17 protein-coding genes and 2 pseudogenes are annotated in these 18,086 nt (G+C 71.1%); 9 read left to right on the forward strand and 10 right to left on the reverse strand.

Features of this window, described 5'->3' with window-relative positions:
• The first annotated feature begins 78 nt into the window (after positions 1 to 78).
• Both OG507_RS22715 and OG507_RS22720 read left to right on the forward strand, forming a co-directional pair.
• Entirely contained in the window at positions 79 to 213 is a 135-nt protein-coding gene (locus tag OG507_RS22715; RefSeq protein ID WP_327369026.1) for a hypothetical protein, read from the forward strand.
• Entirely contained in the window at positions 210 to 2,594 is a 2,385-nt protein-coding gene (locus OG507_RS22720; RefSeq protein ID WP_327369027.1) for a SpoIIE family protein phosphatase, read from the forward strand. The genes OG507_RS22715 and OG507_RS22720 overlap by 4 nt, the downstream gene beginning before the upstream one ends.
• On the opposite strand, the gene OG507_RS22725 is transcribed toward OG507_RS22720, so the two are convergent.
• Positions 2,495 to 2,962, reverse strand: a complete 468-nt coding sequence (locus OG507_RS22725; protein WP_327369028.1) for a hypothetical protein — start codon at positions 2,960 to 2,962, stop codon at positions 2,495 to 2,497. The two genes, OG507_RS22720 and OG507_RS22725, sit on opposite strands and share 100 nt — an antisense overlap.
• A gap of 264 nt (positions 2,963 to 3,226) precedes the next feature.
• Between OG507_RS22725 and OG507_RS22730 the strand changes: the two genes are divergently transcribed.
• Entirely contained in the window at positions 3,227 to 3,667 is a 441-nt protein-coding gene (locus tag OG507_RS22730) for an NUDIX hydrolase (protein ID WP_327369029.1), read from the forward strand.
• A gap of 13 nt (positions 3,668 to 3,680) precedes the next feature.
• On the opposite strand, the gene OG507_RS22735 is transcribed toward OG507_RS22730, so the two are convergent.
• The gene (locus OG507_RS22735) at positions 3,681 to 4,169 is read right to left on the reverse strand and encodes a hypothetical protein (protein WP_327369030.1); all 489 of its coding nucleotides are present in this window, start codon (positions 4,167 to 4,169) and stop codon (positions 3,681 to 3,683) included.
• 254 nt (positions 4,170 to 4,423) lie between these two features.
• Between OG507_RS22735 and OG507_RS22740 the strand changes: the two genes are divergently transcribed.
• Positions 4,424 to 6,376 (forward strand): DUF7507 domain-containing protein, encoded by a 1,953-nt coding sequence (locus OG507_RS22740; protein WP_327369031.1) that lies wholly within the window; start codon positions 4,424 to 4,426, stop codon positions 6,374 to 6,376.
• A gap of 84 nt (positions 6,377 to 6,460) precedes the next feature.
• Here the strand turns inward: OG507_RS22740 and OG507_RS22745 are convergent, their stop codons facing one another.
• Together OG507_RS22745 and OG507_RS22750 are read right to left on the reverse strand one after the other, a co-directional pair.
• Positions 6,461 to 7,861, reverse strand: coding sequence for an NAD(P)/FAD-dependent oxidoreductase (locus OG507_RS22745; protein WP_327369032.1), 1,401 nt, complete (start codon positions 7,859 to 7,861; stop codon positions 6,461 to 6,463).
• 61 nt (positions 7,862 to 7,922) lie between these two features.
• Entirely contained in the window at positions 7,923 to 8,597 is a 675-nt protein-coding gene (locus tag OG507_RS22750; RefSeq protein ID WP_327369033.1) for a rhomboid-like protein, read from the reverse strand.
• A gap of 9 nt (positions 8,598 to 8,606) precedes the next feature.
• Between OG507_RS22750 and OG507_RS40430 the strand changes: the two are divergent.
• Together OG507_RS40430 and OG507_RS22755 are read left to right on the forward strand one after the other, a co-directional pair.
• Positions 8,607 to 8,717, forward strand: a pseudogene (locus tag OG507_RS40430) (aminoglycoside phosphotransferase family protein); the annotation flags it as partial.
• A 40-nt stretch (positions 8,718 to 8,757) separates the two neighbouring features.
• Positions 8,758 to 9,234 carry a GNAT family N-acetyltransferase gene (locus OG507_RS22755; RefSeq protein WP_327369034.1) on the forward strand — a complete coding sequence of 159 codons (477 nt, stop codon included), beginning with the start codon at positions 8,758 to 8,760 and terminating at the stop codon, positions 9,232 to 9,234.
• Positions 9,235 to 9,261: 27 nt separating this feature from the next.
• On the opposite strand, the gene OG507_RS22760 is transcribed toward OG507_RS22755, so the two are convergent.
• The gene (locus tag OG507_RS22760) at positions 9,262 to 10,263 is read right to left on the reverse strand and encodes a zinc-binding dehydrogenase (RefSeq protein ID WP_327369035.1); all 1,002 of its coding nucleotides are present in this window, start codon (positions 10,261 to 10,263) and stop codon (positions 9,262 to 9,264) included.
• Positions 10,264 to 10,341: 78 nt separating this feature from the next.
• Positions 10,342 to 11,535 carry an NAD(P)-binding protein gene (locus OG507_RS22765; RefSeq protein WP_327369036.1) on the reverse strand — a complete coding sequence of 398 codons (1,194 nt, stop codon included), beginning with the start codon at positions 11,533 to 11,535 and terminating at the stop codon, positions 10,342 to 10,344.
• A gap of 111 nt (positions 11,536 to 11,646) precedes the next feature.
• On the opposite strand from OG507_RS22765, the gene OG507_RS22770 reads away from it, so the two are divergent.
• Positions 11,647 to 12,324 carry a pentapeptide repeat-containing protein gene (locus OG507_RS22770; RefSeq protein ID WP_327369037.1) on the forward strand — a complete coding sequence of 226 codons (678 nt, stop codon included), beginning with the start codon at positions 11,647 to 11,649 and terminating at the stop codon, positions 12,322 to 12,324.
• 19 nt (positions 12,325 to 12,343) lie between these two features.
• On the opposite strand, the gene OG507_RS22775 is transcribed toward OG507_RS22770, so the two are convergent.
• The 3 genes and pseudogenes from OG507_RS22775 to OG507_RS40435 all read right to left on the reverse strand — a co-directional run.
• A complete protein-coding gene (locus OG507_RS22775; RefSeq protein WP_327369038.1) occupies positions 12,344 to 12,841 on the reverse strand; it encodes a hypothetical protein in 498 nt (165 codons plus the stop codon).
• Positions 12,842 to 12,870: 29 nt separating this feature from the next.
• The gene (locus tag OG507_RS22780) at positions 12,871 to 13,500 is read right to left on the reverse strand and encodes a response regulator transcription factor (protein ID WP_327369039.1); all 630 of its coding nucleotides are present in this window, start codon (positions 13,498 to 13,500) and stop codon (positions 12,871 to 12,873) included.
• Between the two features lie 28 nt (positions 13,501 to 13,528).
• A pseudogene (locus OG507_RS40435) lies at positions 13,529 to 14,274 on the reverse strand (sensor histidine kinase); the annotation flags it as partial.
• Between the two features lie 15 nt (positions 14,275 to 14,289).
• On the opposite strand from OG507_RS40435, the gene OG507_RS22790 reads away from it, so the two are divergent.
• A complete protein-coding gene (locus OG507_RS22790) occupies positions 14,290 to 14,847 on the forward strand; it encodes a GlcG/HbpS family heme-binding protein (RefSeq protein ID WP_327369040.1) in 558 nt (185 codons plus the stop codon).
• 82 nt (positions 14,848 to 14,929) lie between these two features.
• Entirely contained in the window at positions 14,930 to 16,393 is a 1,464-nt protein-coding gene (locus tag OG507_RS22795) for a M1 family metallopeptidase (RefSeq protein WP_327372053.1), read from the forward strand.
• A gap of 28 nt (positions 16,394 to 16,421) precedes the next feature.
• On the opposite strand, the gene OG507_RS22800 is transcribed toward OG507_RS22795, so the two are convergent.
• Positions 16,422 to 18,002, reverse strand: a complete 1,581-nt coding sequence (locus OG507_RS22800) for a M4 family metallopeptidase (protein WP_327369041.1) — start codon at positions 18,000 to 18,002, stop codon at positions 16,422 to 16,424.
• Positions 18,003 to 18,086: the final 84 nt, after the last annotated feature.

Raw genomic sequence — 18,086 nt, forward strand, 5'->3', positions numbered from 1 at the left:
GAACTCGGTTTGCCAGGTGGTAGGCGATATGGGCAAATATGAACAAGTCGATTGTTTCGGACCTTAAGGGGTGCGGGCATGGCCAAGCTCGACATCACCAAGACCAATCCGGCCTTCGAACGGTTGTTCAATCCGATGCTGCGGATGTACCGGCCCAAGCAGGAGGTACTGAACGGCACATGGTCGCCCCCTCCGATCACGCCTGCCCCATGACCGCACGGACGCCCGGCGTCCGGTTCGTCATCGACGGGCGGGGCGCTGTCGTGCAGTGGAGCCGGGAGGCCGAGCGGTTTCTCGGCTACTCCGTGGCGGAGGCCGTGGGGCGTCACGTCACGCTGCTGCTGGACCAGCCGCCGACCGACGCCGAGGCGGTGGGGCAGGTTGCCGCACGTCACCGGGACGGCCACCGGTTGGCCGTTCGCGCGACGGTGAGCCCGCTCAGCGGACCCGGCGGGGCCCTGCACTGGTCGGTGCGGCTCATCAGTGCCTCGGACATCGCCCAGGACGAGATCGACGCCGCTCTGCTCCGGGCGCTGCTGACCGAATCCCCGCTCGGTATCCAGGTCGTCGACGGTGATCTGCGGATCGTGCGCCTGAACCTCTCGGGTCCAGGAGTCCGCGGCGTGGTGGGTGCGCAGGACGTCGGCCGGCACATCCGTGACGTGGCACCAGGCCTGGTCGACGAGAACATCGAGCAGAAGATCCGCCACGTCACCCGGACCGGCCGGCCGGTGGCCTTCCTGCACAGCGGCCGCCCGCCCGCGGATCCCGCCCATGACCATGTCTTCTCGGTGACACTGCTGCCCATGGAGGACGCGGCCGGGCGCCGTATCGGGGCCGTGGTCGCCTCCCAGGACGTGACCGAGCGGCAACGGGCCCAGGAGCGGCTCGGCCTCCTGGTGGAGGCGGGGAGCCGGATCGGCACCACACTCGACATCGTCACGACGGCGAAGGAGCTGGTCGCCGCGATGGTCCCCGCCATGGCTGACATCGCCACGATCGACGTGCTGGACGGCGTGCTCCGCGGCGAGGCGTCCGCACCCGGACCGGTCGGCGAGCAGACGCGGCTACGTCGTGCGGCCTTCCTCAGCGCCCAGGAGGTCGACGCGCAGCCGGCCTACGACACCGGGGAGCTGGTCGAGTACATGCTTTCGTCCCATATCGTCGGCCTCACCGAACTACGACCCGTCCTGGTACCGCACCTGCGGAGGGACGAACTCCCGGCCGGCGACCGCCGCACCGCGCACATCTTCGCCGACTCGGCCCACTCCCTGATCGTCGTACCGCTCGCTGCCCGCGGCGTGGTCCTGGGCCTGGCCACCTTGTATCGGGCACGACAGTCCGATCCGTACGACGAGGACGATCTCGTTCTCGTGGCCGAACTGTGCGCCCGGGCGGCTGTGTGCATCGACAACGCACGCCAGTACACCCGCGAGCACAACGCCGCCCAGGCCCTGCAGCGCACCTTGCTGCCGCGGTCCGTCCCGCAGCAGAACGCCGTGGCGGTGGCCTGGCGTCATGAGTCCGCAAACACCCCCGGAGACTGGTTCGATGTCATCCCCCTGTCCGGTGCCCGGGTCGCGCTGGTCGTGGGCTGTATGGTCGGCCAGGGCATCGACGCCGCCGCCGCGATGGGGCAACTGCGCATGGCCGTCAACACACTCGCCGCCCGTGACCTGGCCCCGGACGAGCTGCTCGGCCAACTGCACGACCTGGTGACCGGACACAGCGACGAGCCCGCCGCCGAGTCCCGCGGCGTGCCGGTCAGGGCGCACATGCAGGGCGCAACCTGCCTGTACGCCGTCTACGACCCCGTCTCACGCCACTGCACAGTCGCCCGGGCCGGTCACCCGGCACCGGTGTTCGCCGGCCCGCAGGGCGCGTTCGAGATCCCCGACATTCCGCAGGGCCCTGCCCTGGGCACAGGACACCCGCCGTACCGGACCGCCGACTTGGTGCTGCCGGAGAACAGCTTCCTCGCGCTGTTCACCACCAGCCCGACACAGCGCGGCCAGATCGACCGATCCCCTGCTGCCCGCACCCTGTGCCAGGTCCTGGGCAGCAATTCGTATCGCACATTGGAGGATGCCTGCGACGCGTTCGTCCGCGCCCACCAACCCGTCGGCGACGATGGTTTCCTCCTGCTGCTCGCCCGCACCCGGGCGCTGGATGCGGACCGGGTCGCGGCCTGGACGCTCTCCCCGGACCCGGCGGTCGTCACCACCGCCCGCGCCCTGAGCCTGCGTCAGCTCGCTCACTGGGGCCTGAACGAAATGGACTTCACGACCGAGCTGATCGTCAGCGAGCTCGTCACCAACGCCATCCGCTACGCAACCGGGCCCATCGGCCTGCGCCTGATCCTCGACCGCGCGCTCATCTGCGAGGTCAGTGACGACAGCAGCACAGCCCCGCACCTGCGCTACGCCTACGAGACCGACGAAGGCGGTCGCGGCCTCTTCCTCATCGCCCAGATCGCTCGCTGTTGGGGCACCCGCTACTCCGCCCGGGGAAAGACCATCTGGGCCGAACAGGCCCTCCCCGGCCCCAGCACGTCCCGCGCGACAGCCGCGGAGAGCTCCGCGGCTGCCGCCTGAGGCCGAGCCCGTCGGCGCGAGCGCCGGGTGCGGTCAGCCGGAGCGGTGCTGCTTTCAGTAACGCGTGTGGGGCAGGCGTCGTCGAGCCAGTGGGCCCCGTCCTCGGAGACCACGAGCATCTCCTCCCATTTCACTGCGATGTCGCCCTTGCCGATGTGCGGCTCGACGGCCCACAGGCCGGTTTCGCAGGGCTGGTCGGCGCCCTCGTTCCAGAGCGGCGTCCGGTTCAGGCGAGGGCGGATCGCGGAGGAGAGGAGGTGTCCGCTGAGGTAGGCAAGGGCCTGTGGGCTGAATCCGTTGATCCGGAACGTGGGCAGGCGAGTGCCGGGGATCCCGGGCAGCGCGCCGCTGAACACCTTCGCGCACATGCCGGTCACCCCGGACGCCTCGTTCGAGGGCCGTGGTGAGCGCGGGACGCAGGATGTGGGCAAGGCGTGGTCTGGAATTGCTTGCCGAAGTGGGCCATCTTGGGGTTGAGGCCCTCGGACGTGATCTTTCCGGCGACGCGTTGTCGGCTCGCGCCGCGACGGCCCCCGGTTCACTTCACCCGCGCGGCCGGTAGGTTGAACCGGGCGGGGCGGGCGGTCGAGGCCGCGGGAGTCGGGGTCCGGAGGGGTGCAGTGGAGAGTCGGGTGCGTTCGCGTGTATCGGCGTATGCCGTCGCCGTTGCGCAGGGGCAGTTGCTGCTGACTCAACTCTCCGATGCCTCACCGGTCTTCGAGCCCGGGCTGTGGCATCTTCCCGGCGGGGGAATCGACCCGGGTGAGCAGCCGCGGGAGACGCTGGCGCGCGAGCTGTACGAGGAGACCGGCCTCGAACTCCTCGACGCGCGACTGGTGGACGCGCGTGCGTACACGGCCCACCGGCTCGGGATCAGCTGGAATCTGGTGGGGCTCTTCTACGTCGTCGATCTCAAGCCCGGACCGCTCGCGGTGACCGAGCCCGATGACTCCACCAGCGCGGTCGACTGGCTGCCCCTGTCCGGCCTGGAGGTCTCGGCGCTGTCCCCGGCCGCGATCGATGCCCTCGGGATGATCGGCGCACACGGGGGACGGACCGCGGGCGCCCGCTGAGCCGGATCGTCCATCACGTCGGGGGCCGGTTCGTGGACTCGCGGGCGAACGCCTCCCAGTCCGCGGGCGGCCAGGTCGCCTCCGGTGCGGCGAGGCTGATGTCGATCACGGTGGCGACGTCCTCGCTGAAGAACCCCTCGATCCCTTTGACCAGCTCCAGGCCCTGGACCGTACGCTCACCCAGCGGGCGGGCCATGCGGTCGGCGCCCGACGGGATACCGATCGGCCGGTGCCGGGCCAGGCCCGTCGCCCTGCGGGCCGCGCTCTCCTGCCCCGCGACGGTGTAGCCGATCGCCCTGGCCAGCTCCTCCACCGAGCGCTCCGCAGCCGACTGCAGCTCCCGGATGCCGATCAGGGTCTGTGAGGGCCCGCCCGCGGCCGTATCGCCCCCCGCTGTACGGCCGTAGACATCCCGCAGATGCTCGGCCTCCTCCCGGAACAGCTTCCCGGCCCGGTCCAGAACCCGAAGCGCGGCCACCATCTGTTCGACGTCCTCGGACATGACGTGCCCCCTTCTGAGGAATCCCCCTCGACCATAGGAGCTACGAGCCCCGCCCGGAGGCGATTCCCGACCGCGTCAACCGGTCCGAGGACCTGATGAGGCATCAGTAGGCGTCGGCCGGACGCCGGTTCATCCGGTCCGTCGCTCCGTTGCCGCACGGCCGTCATTCGGATGCGTACGCTGGAAGGAGGGCGGGCGGCGGTCGTGGGGCGTGTTCCGCCCGGGTGCCGGGGCCGGTCCTTACGTTTCCCGGCATGAGACTGAGGCACTTCCGTGCCCCGGCCACGAAGCGCGGGCAGAACCGGCTCGGGCGGTGGACCGCCGGAGGACTCGGTGTGCTGAGCCTGGTGGCGGCCGGTCTGGGCCTGCCGGGCCAGACCGCCTCCGCGCAGCCCGTGGGCGTACCGCTGGTGGACGAGACGTTCACCGGGGCCGACGCGATCGCGGGGTTCGAGGCGTTCGGGCCCGCCTGCCTGACCGGCGCGCCCGAGGCCCCGGCGCCCGGTCCCGGTACCCATCCGCTCACCGGCTGTCCGGCCGGCGCGACCGGTCCCGTACCGCCGAACGATGCCGCGCCGAACGGCTACCTGCGGCTGACCGACGCGTCGAACGACCAGTCCGCCGCGGTGCTCTACAACCACGCCCTCCCGGCGAACCAGGGCCTGGTCACCACCTTCGAACAGTGGCAGTACGGAGGTACGACCACCCCTCCGGCCGACGGCATCTCTTTCTTCCTCATCGACGGCGCCGCTTCGCTGACCGCCCCGGGGGCCTTCGGCGGCAGCCTGGGCTACGCGCAGAAGCTCCCCGACGACGACCCGGACGCCACGTTCCTGCCGGGCGTGAATCGCGGCTACGTGGGTGTCGGCCTGGATGTGCTCGGCAACTACTTCGGTGACTGGGAGCACCGCGGCAACGGCTGTGCCACCGGCTCCCCGGCCGGGACGCCCTTCCGGATCCCGGCGCCGGGCACCAACATGGTGACGCTGCGAGGGCCGGGCGACGGCACCGAGGGCTACTGCTTCCTCGATGCGACGACCAGCAACTTCTCGACGACGGGGCCCTGGCCCTCCACGCTTCCCGGGCAGTTGCAGGGCCCGACCACCTCGGTGCCGCCGGGCTCCACCCCGCAGGAGGCCGAAGCGCTGCTGGAGCCGTCGCGCCGCACGGTGACCGTCGAGATGTCCCCGTCGCCCAACCCGGTGATCACGGTCTCGATCGACTTCCACGACGGCAACGGCACCCAGCAGGTGCTGTCGACTCCGGCGCCCCAACCGGTGCCCGACAGCTACAAGTTCGGTTTCGCCGCGTCGACGGGGTTCTTCACCGACGTGCACCTCATCCGGAACCTCACGGTCCACCCGGCGGCCGCGCTGCCCCAGCTCAACCTGGTCAAGCAGGTCTCCCAGGACCCGCCGCTGCCGACCCCGCTGACGCCGGGCACGCAGGTGCCGTACGAGTACGTGGTGACCAACAGCGGCACCGTCCCGCTGACGGACGTGGACGTGACCGACGACCGGGTCACCGGCATCATCTGCCCACAGGCCGCTCTCGCGGTCGGCGAGACGATGACCTGCACCGGCACCTATGTCGTCACCGAGGCGGACGGAACAGCCGGGTCGGTCACCAACACCGCCACCGCGCAGGGCCAGGCCGGGACCACCCCGGTCGTGTCGCCGCCCGACGACGTCACCCTCCCGGTCCAGTCCGGGCCCGGGGTCCGGCTGGAGAAGTCGGCGGACGACACCCGTGTGTACCGGGTCGGCGACGAGGTGACGTACACGTACACCGTCACCAACACCGGTCCCCAGGAGCTGACGGGCATCGGGGTCACCGACGACCGGGCGGTGGGTGTGACCTGTGAGGCAACCACCCTCGCCCCGGCCGGTCGGTCCGGTGACAGCACCACCTGCGTCGGCACCTACCGGGTCACCCAGGCCGATGGCAAGCGCGGCAGGGTCATCAACACCGCGGTGGCCACGGCCGAGGGCGGAAGCGTCCGGTCGAACCAGGACCGGGCCCGGATCGCCGTCGAGAAGGCGTCATGCCACGACAAGCACTGCAAGCCGAAGCCGAAGCCGAAGCCCAAGCCGAAACCGTGCCATGACAAGCACGACAAGCACGACAAGCACGACAAGCACTGCAAGCCCAAGCCCAAGCCGCACCCCAAGCAGTGCCACGAGAAGAGTCTCTGCCGCTCTGTGTGACAGGGCCTCCCGCATGTGACCGAGCGAACCACGGGCACCCGCCACCACCCGGTGGCGGGTGCCCGTCTGCACGGCGGCGTGTGCTCAGTGCCGTCCCGACAGCCGGTCCGCGGCCTTCGCGACGGGGTCCGTGCCCGGGCGGGGCGAGGTGAGTTCGCGGCGGTCGGCGGTGCGGTAGGCGGCGTACATGCCGTGGACGCCGAGCCAGCGGAAGGGTTCCGGCTCCCAGCGGCGGACCTTGTGGTTGACCCAGGGGAGGGCGGTCAGTTCGGTGGGGCCGGACTGGCCGGAGTCCTGCTGGATCAGGTCGCGCAGGGTGCGCGCGGCGAGGTTGGTGGTGGCGACGCCGGAGCCGACGTAGCCGCCCGCCCAGCCGAGGCCGGTGGAGCGGTCGAGGGTGACGGTGGCGCACCAGTCGCGGGGGACGCCGAGGACGCCGGACCAGGCGTGGTCGATGCGTACGCCCGCGGTGGCGGGGAAGAAGCGGACGAGGATGTCGCGCAGGGCCTCGATGGTGGCGGGCTGGGTGCGGCCGTCGTTGTCGGTGGCGGAGCCGTAGCGGTAGGGGACGCCGCGGCCGCCCAGTGCGATGCGGTCGTCGGCGGTGCGCTGGGCGTACATGTAGGCGTGGGCCATGTCGCCGAGGGTTTCGCGGCCCTCCCAGCCGATGGTGTCCCACACGGACCGGGGGAGCGGCTCGGTGGCGATCATCGACGAGTTCATGGGGAGCCAGGTGCGCTTCTGGCCCTTGAGGTTCGCGGTGAAGCCCTCGGTGCAGCGCAGGATGTACGGGGCGCGGACGGTGCCGTACGGGGTGTGGGCGTGCTTGGGCCTGATCTCGGTGACGGGCGTCGACTCGTGGATGGTGACGCCGAGCGCCTCGACGGTCGCGGCGAGGCCCTTGACGAGCTTGACCGGGTGCAGGCGCGCGCCGTGCGGGGTCCAGGTCGAGCCGACGGCTCCGGTGATGTTGATGCGCTCGCCGGTCTCGCGCGCGCCGCGCAGGACGCGGTCCTTCTCGCCGAAGGCGATCTCGACGGAGTGGAAGTCCTTGAGCCGGGCCAGCTGGGCAGGGGTGTAGGCGACTTCGAGGACACCGCCCCGGTGGATGTCGGCGTCGATGTTCTCCTCGGCGGCCACGCGCACGACCTCGTCGACGGTGTCGTTCATCGCCTGCTGGAGGCGGACGGCGGCTTCGTGGCCGTGGAGCTTTGCGTAGCGGTCGCGTCCGGCGATGCCGTTGTACAGCCAGCCGCCGTTGCGCCCGGAGGCGCCGTAGCCGCAGAACTTGGCTTCGAGGACGGTGATGTTGAGGAAGGGAACGGCCTTCTTGAGGTAGTAGGCGGTCCACAGTCCGGTGTACCCGCCGCCGACGATGCAGACGTCTGCGCTGGTGTCGCCGGGCAGGGGTTCCCGGGGGGTGGGGGTGCCTTGGTCCGCGTACCAGAACGATATGCCGCCATTGACGGTGCTGACGGTGCTCATGTTGCCCCTGCTTTGTCCGGTGTGAAGCCCTGGTTGAAGCTGTTTCTCCTGGGGCGGGACGTTACTGCGCCGGAGGGGTTTTCGTCTTCGGCCGGGACCGGGTCAGTGGGTAGCAGGCCAGGCCGATGAGTACGGAGGTGAAGTGGCCGAGGTCGGTGAAAGTGGGGCCGGTGACGAGCGGGATGCCGTAGAAGACGAGGACGGCGAAGAGGTACACATAGCGCCAGGGCGCCGGGATGCGGTACGTGAGGACGGCGACGACGCCCGCGAGCGCGTAACTGACCCCGACGTCGAGCGTGTTGGCGGCGGCGAACGGTACGTGTCCGTGCCGGATGGCCCAGGCCAGGACGCCTTCGCTGACGAGGGTGGCGAGTACATGGGCCGCGATGACGACGGCGAGCCAGCGCAGGGTGCCCAGCCAGCGCTCGGCGGGGGCGTGGAAGACGGTGTAGAGGACGGCGTAGGGGATCCAGTGGCCGCTGTCGATCCAGAAGGCGCTGGCGATCAGCACGCGTACGGGGTTGCGGGTGAGTTCGTGGATGTTGGTCGACCGCTGGAGCAGGAAGTCCCTTTCGAAGTCCGGTGACATCTGGTGGACGATGACGGTGGTGACGAAGAGCGCGCTCAGCCAGAGGTAGGTGCCGGGTGCGCTGCGGATCCAGGAGCCGACGCTGCGGATCCACGAGCCGGCGGTGGTGCGCGGCCGAGTGGGTGGGTCGGGGCTGCTCGGGGTCATATCCGATTGATGCACGGCTCCACGATCGTCCGCGTGATTGACATTCCGGACGAGCTGATCGCAACCCGGTCCAGATACGACGGGGCGGCCGGGCGGGCCTTTTGCGCCGCGCTGCCGGGGCGGGTCCGGTGGCGTTGATGCCGGTGCTTACGCTGCCCCCATGATTCGTACCGCTACCCCTGCCGATGTCCCCGTCATCCACGCAATGGTCCGTGAGCTGGCCGAGTACGAGAAGGCCCCGCACGAGGCGAATGCCACCGAGGAGCAGTTGCACGAGGCGCTGTTCGGCGAGCGGCCCGCCGCGTACGCGCACATCGCCGAGTCGGAGGACGACGGCGAGGCGGTCGGCTTCGCGCTGTGGTTCCTGAACTTCTCCACGTGGCGCGGGGTGCACGGCATCTACCTGGAGGACCTGTACGTACGCCCGGAGCGGCGCGGCGGCGGGCACGGGAAGGCGCTGCTGACGGAGCTGGCGCGGATCTGTGTGGAGCGCGGCTACGAGCGCCTGGAGTGGTCGGTGCTGGACTGGAACGCCCCGTCCATCGCTTTCTACGAGTCGCTGGGTGCGCGGCCGCAGGACGAGTGGACGGTGTACCGGCTGACGGACGGGGCGTTGTCGGAGCTCGGGGGCCGGTAGGGCTTTTTCGGGTTACGGGATTTCGGGCTACGGGATCAGGACGACCTTGCCCATCGTGCCTCGGGTCTCCAGGGCACGGTGGGCGGCGGCCGCTTCGGAGAGCGGGAAGCGCTGGACGGCGGGGCGCAGCCGCCCGGAGGCCGCCTCGGAGAGGGCCCGGGTTTCGAGGGCGCGCAGGCCGCCCGCCTTCGCCATCATGGCGGGGCCGAGCACGCTTTCGGAGGTGATGCCGCGTTCGGCGAGTTCGTCGTCGGTGAAGGTGAGCGGGGTTCCGTCGTGGAGTCCGGCGCCGGACCAGCCGAACACGATGTGCTGCCCGCCCTTGCCGAGGAGGCCGACGGCCGCGCGGCCGGTGATGCCCCCGACGGAGTCGTAGACGACGGTTGCACGGCGGCCGAGCGCGTCGAGGTGGGCGCGCACCTGCCGGGGCCAGTCGGGGAGCGTGTAGTCGACGGCGAGGTCGGCGCCGTTCGCCCGGACGGCGGCGACCTTGGCGGGGCCGCCCGCGAGGCCGATGACGGTGGCCCCGGCGTTCTTGGCGTACTGCACGATCAGGGTGCCGATGCCGCCCGCGGCGGCGGGGACGATCACGGTGGAGCCGGGGCCGAGGTCGGTGTACTGCAGGATGCCCAGAGTGGTGCGGCCGGTGCCGATCATGGCGACGGCTTCGGCTTCGTCGAGACCGTCCGGGGCGGTGTGCAGCTTCTCTGCGTCGACGACGGTGAGTTCGGCGTAGCCGCCCGGGGCCATGCCGATGTGGGCGACGACGCGCCTGCCGAGCCAGTCGGGGTCGGTGCCCTCGCCGAGCGACTCGACCCGGCCCGCGATCTCGCGGCCGGGGATGGTCGGCAGCTCGGTGGGGGCCGGATAGGGGCCCGTCATTCCTTCGCGCAGGGCCGTGTCGAGAAGGTGCACGCCCGCTGCGGCGACGGCGATACGGACCTGGCCGGGGCCGGGCACGGGGTCGTCGGTCCGCTCGTAGCTGAGGTTCTCGGCCGGGCCGAAGGTGTGGAGGCGGATGGCATGCACGGTGGACTCCCCGTCGGAATCGGTTGTTGTGGCCTGTGGGGTTGTTGACGTGTGGCCCCGTGCAACCACCCTCCGACCTCAAGTCCGCTTGAGGTCAAGCCCTGTGCCCGTCCGGTGCTCCGATGCCCTGAGGGCGAGCAGCGCCGCCTCCATTCCGCTGTTGAACGACACCTCGCTGAGCAGTCCGGGCGCTGCGACCTGGTCGCCCGCGAGGTAGATGCCGTGGCCGCGGTCGATGGCGGGCCGGTCGCGCCAGGTGGTGCTGGGCCGGTCGACCGCCCCGGTGCGGCCGGCGGCGAGGGCCTCGCGCCGCCATACGGTGCGCTCGCGCCAGCCCGGGAAACCGAGGTCGAGCAGCTCCTCGGCGCGGGTGATGCCGACGGCCCTGGACTCGCCGGGGGCGAGCGGGAACTGTCCCTGGACGAGCTGCTGTCCGGCAGGTGCGAGGGTGCGGTCCTGGGCGCTGAAGCGTTCGATCCAGCCGGGGGCGTCCAGGTCGGACACGGCGAAGGCGTCGCCGCGCCGGGTGCGTACGGCCAGATCGATCAGCGCGGTTCTGCCGCTGTCCCAGGTCAGTGAGGGGTCGCGGAGCAGGGTGCGGGCCGCGTCGAGGGAGGTGGCGACGATCACCGGGCCCTTCCGGGCCAGCGCGTCGAGGGTGTCGGCGTCGACGCGGGCCGCCGTCTCGATCCGGACGCTGAGGTTCCAGGCACGGGCCGCCATCCGGTCGACGACCTGGGCCCAGCCCCCGACGGGGTAGCGGGCCTCGGGCGGCAGTGCGGCGGCGCGGCGCAGCCGTTCCTGGACGAACGCGGCGGAGAGCGCGCCGGGGTCGTGGTGGTAGAGCGCGACGGCGGCGTAGTGCGCGGCGGCGCGGGCGCCCGCCTCGCCGGCCTGCCCGGTGGCCCAGGTGCGGAAGTCGGTGTCGACGGGGGCCTGTTCGGCGCGGCGACGGGTGAGGCGCAGGAGGGCGAGGGGCGGGGTGCGGCGCAGGGTGCCGCCGAGGCGGAAGCGGAGCCGGGCTCCTTCCAGGGGCGGGAGGATGGCGACGGGCCCCAGGAGGTTGCGGCGGTCGAGCCAGGTCCAGTGCGGTCCGCGGCGGTAGAGGGCGTGGGGTCCTTCGGTGGTGCGGTACGGGCCCTCGGCGGTCCTGGCCCGTCCGCCGAGGGTGTGGTGGGCCTCGTGGACGGTCACCAGGGCGCCGGACTCGGCGGCGGTGATCGCCGCGGTGAACCCGGCGAGGCCGCCGCCGACGATGTGGATGCGCTGCATGGTCCCGGTCTCCTTCGCTGAAGGGCGCTGCTGTGTACGGGACGGTTCGCGGAGCCCGTTTGTGACATCGGCGAGGGGGCGTTGTCAGTGGGGTGGGTCACGATGGGGGGCATGGCACGCAGCAGCAGGAAGACGGACACCATCGCAGCGGCACGGCGCCCGGAGGTGCGGCTGCCGCCGCTCGTTCCGTACGACGGGGAAGGACTGGAGCCGGACGGGGACTACGACGGCGTGCGGTTCGAGGGGACGGATCTGGGCGACGAGTCGGGTCCGGGGGCCCGGTTCATGGACTGCGCGCTGGACGGCTGCGGACTGGACCGTACGGAGTTGCTCAGGGCCCGCTTCATCGACTCCGTGCTGACGGGGGTACGGGGGGTGGGCACCGACCTCGCGGGGGCGTCGCTGCGTGATGTGGAGGTGGTGGACGCCCGGCTGGGCGGGGTGCAGCTGCACGGCGCGGTGCTGGAGCGGGTGCTGGTGCGCGGCGGGAAGATCGACTACCTGAATCTGCGGAAGGCGCGGCTGAAGGACGTGGTCTTCGAGGGCTGTGTGCTGTCCGAGCCGGATTTCGGGGAAGCGCATCTGGTGCGGGTGGAGTTCCGCGACTGTGTGCTGAAGCGGGCCGACTTCAGCTCCGTACGGATGGAGTCGGTGGATCTGCGTACGGTCGCGGAGCTGGACATCGCCCGCGGGGTGGAGCGGCTGGCGGGTGCGGTGATCAGCCCGTCACAGCTGATGGAGCTGGCTCCGGCGTTCGCGGCGCAGATCGGGGTGCGGGTGGAGGCGTAGACGCCTGGCCGGGGCCGGGTCAGATACGGGGGAAGCGGGCCTGGAGGTCCCAGATCACGGGGTTGTCGGCGAGCCCTTCGTGCAGGTCGGCGAGGTCGGCGATCAGATCGTGCAGGAAGTCGCGGGCCTCGCGGCGCAGCAGCGAGTGGCTGAAGGTGAGCGGGGGCTCGTCGCCGGGCATCCAGTCGGCCTCGACGTCGACCCAGCCGAAGCGGCGCTCGAAGAGCATCCGGTCGGACGACTCGGTGAAGTCCAGCTCGGCGAACTGCTGCCGGTGCGAGCGGTTGCCGCGCGGATCCCGGTCGATCTGCTCGACGATGTCGCACAACGCCCACGCGAAGTCGAGCACCGGCACCCATCCCCAGGCTGTGGACACCTCACGGTCCGCCTTGGTGTCCGCGAGGTAGACGTCCCCGGAGAACAGATCGTGCCGCAGCGCGTGGACGTCCGCGCGGCGGTAGTCGGTCTGCGGGGGATCGGGGAAGCGTCGGGAGAGGGAGTAGCCGATGTCGAGCACAGTTCGATGGTGTCATGCGATCTGCTGGTCTATGGCAGCAGCCGCTGTTCCTTTGCCACGGCGACGGCGCCCGCGCGGGTGTCGACGCCGAGTTTGTCGTAGATGCGGCCCAGGTGGGTCTTGACCGTGGCCTCGCTGATGAACAGGGCGCGGGCGATGCCCCGGTTGCCCAGGCCCTGGGAGAGCTGGGCCAGGATGTCGAGTTCACGCTCGGTGAGGGTGGGCCGGGGGCTGCGCATCCGGGCCATGACGCGGTCGGCCACGGGCGGGAAGAGCGTCGTGCGGCCCCGGGCGGCCGAGCGGATCGCGGCGAACAGTTCCTCCGGGCGTTCGGCCTTCAGCAGATAGCCCGTGGCGCCCGCCTCGATGGCGCGGGTGATGTCGGCGTCCGTGTCGTACGTGGTGAGGACCAGCACATGGACGCCGGTGGTGGCGATGCGGCGGGTGGCCTCGACGCCGTCGATGCCCTCGCCGAGCTGGAGGTCCATCAGGACGACGTCCGGGGCGAGCTTGGCGGCCAGGGCGACGGCCTCCTCGCCGCTGCCGGCCTCGCCGACGACCTCGATGTCCGGCTCGCTGCCGAGGAGGGCGAGCAGTCCGGCGCGTACGACGGCGTGGTCGTCGCAGAGCAGGGCGCGTACGCGCGGTGTCGCGTTCATGCGGGGTCCTTCGGGGCGGGTGGTGACGCCGCATATGGACGAAGACCGCCGTCGCGACCGCCGCCACCGCGGGCGGGGCGAGCACCAGATTCGGGTCGAAACCCTCGGCCAGCCGCAGCTGCGCGGCGACGACGAACACGGTGAGCAGGGCGACGAGCGCGAGTGCGGCGCGCGGCGGAAGGATCCGCAGCCCGGTGTAGAACAGCGGGACCGCGCACCACGCGAAGCTCGGCGCGAGGACGACCAGCACCATCCACACCGCGACGAGCACCCCCAGCCACACCGGGCTGCGCGGCGTCGGGCGCGAACCGAGCACGGGCCCCAGTGCGTACAGCACCGCAAGGGCGACGGACAGCGCGATGATCCACGGGGTGCGGGCCTCGCCGGGGTGCCGCAGCAGGAAGCGGGCGAGCGAGGCGCCGAGCAGCAGGAATAACGCGGCGTGCATCAGGAGTGCGAGCCATCGGGCATCCGGGCCGCCTGCCCCGTCCCGGTCGCCTGCCCGGTCCGGCGCGCCGGCCCCGCCGGTCCGGCCCGGGACCGCGCCGGGCGCCGGTCGGGTTCGGTGCTCCACCTCGTACCCCTCGCTCCTCACCGTCAGCGGCGCTGCTGACCTGCACGGACACATCCGTCGTCGCCCCGGACGACCACCCCCGCATCAACCGATCGGCCGATGGGGCCGTCGTCCGTCCCGCGCGCCGCGTCGGGCCGGTTCGTCGACCGTACGGCGCCGGGCACGGCCGGAGGATCGATGACAGAGCCGAACGAGTTCACCTGAAGGAGCCCACCATGAAGAAGCCGTCGCTGCGCACCCGCGTCCTGACCGGTGCCGTTGCCGTTGCCGCCCTCGGCGCCGGAACCTTCGGCGCCATGTCCGCCAGCGCCTCCGCCCCGGCCGCCGCACCCGCCGCAGCCGTCAGGGCCGACGCCGCGAACCGTAACCTCCAGCAGTCCACCCACCTGACCGTGGGCGCCGCCACCAGGGCCGCGCAGGCCGCGCTCGACGCAGCGAAGAAGGAGAACCAGCGCGTCTCGGTCGCCGTCGTCGACCGCAACGGCAACACCCTTGTGACGCTGCGCGGCGACGGCGCGGGACCGCAGGCGTACGAGTCGGCCGTGAAGAAGGCGTACACCGCCGTCTCCTGGAACGCCCCCACCTCCGAGCTGGCCGAGCGCCTGGAGCAGGCCCCGAACCTCAAGGACATCCCCGGCACCCTGTTCCTCGCGGGCGGCGCCCCTGTGCAGGTCAAGGGCGCCCCGGTGGCGGGCATCGGCGTGGCCGGAGCCCCCAGCGGCGACCTCGACGAGAAGTTCGCGAAGGCCGGCATCGCCGCTCTCGCGAAGTAGCCCCCGGCGGGCCGGCACCAGCGCATCGGGACATTTCGCGCCTAGAATCACCGGTGTGGATCAGCGAACACCCGTACGCCACATGGCCCGCACGACCCGCGCTGCCGCCCTCGCCCTGCTGGTCCTGACGGCCTCCACCGGCTGCACCGGCGACACCGGCGGCGTCGAGGGCACCCCCGGCGCCGCCGGTCTGCGCGATCCGTACTTCCCCAGGCTCGGCAACGGCGGTTACGACGTCACGCACTACGACCTCGCCCTCGACGTCGACCCGGCCGCCCACCACCTGCGCGCCACCGCCACGATCACCGCGCGCGCCACCCAGGACCTCAGCTCCTTCAACCTCGACCTCGCCGGGCTCACGGTGCGCTCGGCGAGCGTCGAGGACCGCCCGGCCGCCGTCAACCGGGCGGGCCACGAGCTGACGCTGCGCCCCGACGCCGGGATCGAGAACCGGCTCCACAAGGGCAGGACGTTCCGTACGGTCGTCAGCTACTCCGGCTTCCCGCAGACCCTCACCGACCCCGACAAGTCGAAGGAGGGCTGGCTGAGGACCGCGGACGGATCGGTCGCGCTCGGTGAACCGACCGGCTCCATGACCTGGTTCCCCGGCAACAACCACCCGAGCGACAAGGCGTCGTACGACATCACCGTCACCGTTCCCAAGGGCCTGACAGCCGTCTCCAACGGCGAGCTGGCATCCCGCACGACCGCGGGCGACACCACCACGTACCACTGGCACACCGCCGAACCGATGGCGAGCTATCTGGCGACGGTCGCCATCGGCCGCTTCGACACGAAGGCATCGAAGGCATCGAAGGCGTCAGAGGCATCAAGGGCGTCAAGGGCGTCAGAGGCGTCGAAGGAGTCAAAGACCCCGGACGGCATCACGGTGTTCACCGCCGCGGACCCGCAGGTGGCGGCGGACAGCGCGCGGATTCTCGCCCGGGTCCCCGAGATCGTGGCCTGGGAGGCGGAACGTTTCGGCCCGTACCCCTTCTCCACCACGGGTGCGATCATCGGGCGCCCCGGAGACGCCGGGTATGCGCTGGAGACCCAGAACCGGCCGTTCTTCCCCGGGACCCCGGATGCCGTGCTGCTCGTCCACGAGATGGCCCACCAGTGGTTCGGCGACTCCGTCACGCCCGAGAGCTGGCGGGACATGTGGCTCAACGAGGGCTTCGCGACCTATGCGGAGTGGCTGTGGGAGGACGACCAGGAGGGCAGTCCGGTCCAGGACCACTTCGACGCCGCCTTCGCCGACGACGACAACTGGGCCTTTCCGCCCGCAGATCCGCCGACGGCCGCGGACATCTCAAAGGCCCCGGTGTACGCGCGCGGGGCGATGGTCATCCACAGGATCAGGCAGGCTGTGGACGACGACGAGCGTTTCTTCGCGATCGTCAGGGGCTGGACGAAGGCCCACCGGCACGGCAACGCGTCGACCGCCGACTTCACCGCCTATGTGGAGAAGGCGACCGGTCAGGATCTGACGGAGCTGTGGGACACCTGGCTGTACGGCGGGAGCCGGCCCGCCCCGGAGGGCTGACCGGCTCCCGCAGGCCCCGCTGCCGGGACTACTTCACGTTGACGCCGCTCCAGGCCGCGTCGACGGCCGCGAGCTCGGCGCTGTCCGCCCCGTACAGGTCGGTCGCCGCCTGCTCGGTCGCCGTGCGGGCGGCCGCGTAGTCGGTGGTCGATGTCATGTACTCGGACAGTGCCTTGTACCAGATCTGGACGGCCTTGTCCCGGCCGATGCCGGTGACCGTGGAGCCGTCGATGGTCGGGGAGTCGTAGTCGACGCCGTTGATCGTCTTCGCGCCGCTGCCCTCCGACAGCAGGTAGAAGAAGTGGTTGGCGACGCCGGAGGAGTAGTGCACATCGAGGTCGCCGACGCTGCTGTCCCAGTAGTCCGCGGAGCCGCCGTCCTTGCTCGGCCGGTCCATGTAGCGCAGCGGAGTGCCGTCGCCGTTGATGTCGATCTTCTCGCCGATGAGGTAGTCGCCGGCGTCCGTGCTGTTGTCGGCGGCGAACTCCACGGAGGTGCCGAGGATGTCGCTGGTCGCCTCGTTGAGGCCGCCGGACTCGCCGACGTAGTCGAGGTCGGCGGTGGAAGCGGTCAGGCCGTGGCTCATCTCGTGGCCCGCGACGTCGAGCGCGGTCAGCGCGCTCTTGTTGTCGGCGCCGTCGCCGTACGTCATGCAGAAGCAGCTGTCGTCCCAGAACGCGTTGACGTACGCGTCGCCGTAGTGGACCCGCGAGTACGCGGCTTTGCCGTCACCGGCGATGCCGTCGCGGCCGAACGCCGACTTGTAGAAGTCCCAGGTCTTCGCGGCGCCGTAGGCGGCGTCGACCGCGGCGGTCTGGCGGTCGTCGCCGGTGCCGTCGCCCCAGGTGTCGTCGTCGTCCGTGACGAGGTCGCCGGTGCCGCTCTCGCCCTGGTTGAGGTCGTAGGTCCTGTGGCCGCCGCGGTCGCCGTCGGTCAGCTCGAATCCGGACCCGGCCGCTGTGGTCGTGAGGTCGACCTGGCCGCTGTACTGGCTGTGGCCGACGCCGGTCTCGATCGCCTCGTAGCTCTGGAGCTTCCTGCCGGTGATCGCGTCGGTGATGATGTGCAGCCTGCTGGGCGTGCCGTCCTGCTGCACCCCGGTCTTCACCGTCTCGATGGCGAGGGCGGGCTTTTTGCCGCCCGCCCAGATCACCTTGCGGCCGCTTGCCGCGGTTTTGATCCTCGCCGTCGTCGACGGCACGGATATCCGGGCCTTCGCCGCCCTGGTGACGCTCTTGAGTTTTCCGCCGCGGGCGGTGTGGGTGACGAGGTCGCCGCCGATGACCGGGAGTCCGGCGTAGGTGCGCTCGTAGCGGGTGTGGACGGTGCCGTCGGCGTCCTTGATCACATCGCGGGCGATCAGCTTCTCCCGGCTGCCGAGCCCGAGGGCCTCGGCGGTCGAAGAGGCGTCGGACTGTGCCGACTTGATGGCGGCGGTGCGCTGCGGGGCGCTGTTCGCGCCGAAGGACACGGCGCTGCGATTGGCGGAGGAACCGTCAGTTCCATGGTCGGGGGCGGCGTTTGCCGCACCGCTCTGGACACCGACGACGACCATCGCGGCCACGGCGGCCAGGGCTGCGGCGCGACGGGTGTTCATGTGGGGGGTCATGCGTTCTCCGTTGCTCGTTCCGTGGGGGGTTACGAGCGGAGAGCGTGCCACCGGATGAATGAAATTGACGGTGTACTAACAAAT

Origin of the sequence: Streptomyces sp. NBC_01217 (genome assembly GCF_035994185.1) — a bacterium.
Lineage (GTDB): Bacteria > Actinomycetota > Actinomycetes > Streptomycetales > Streptomycetaceae > Streptomyces.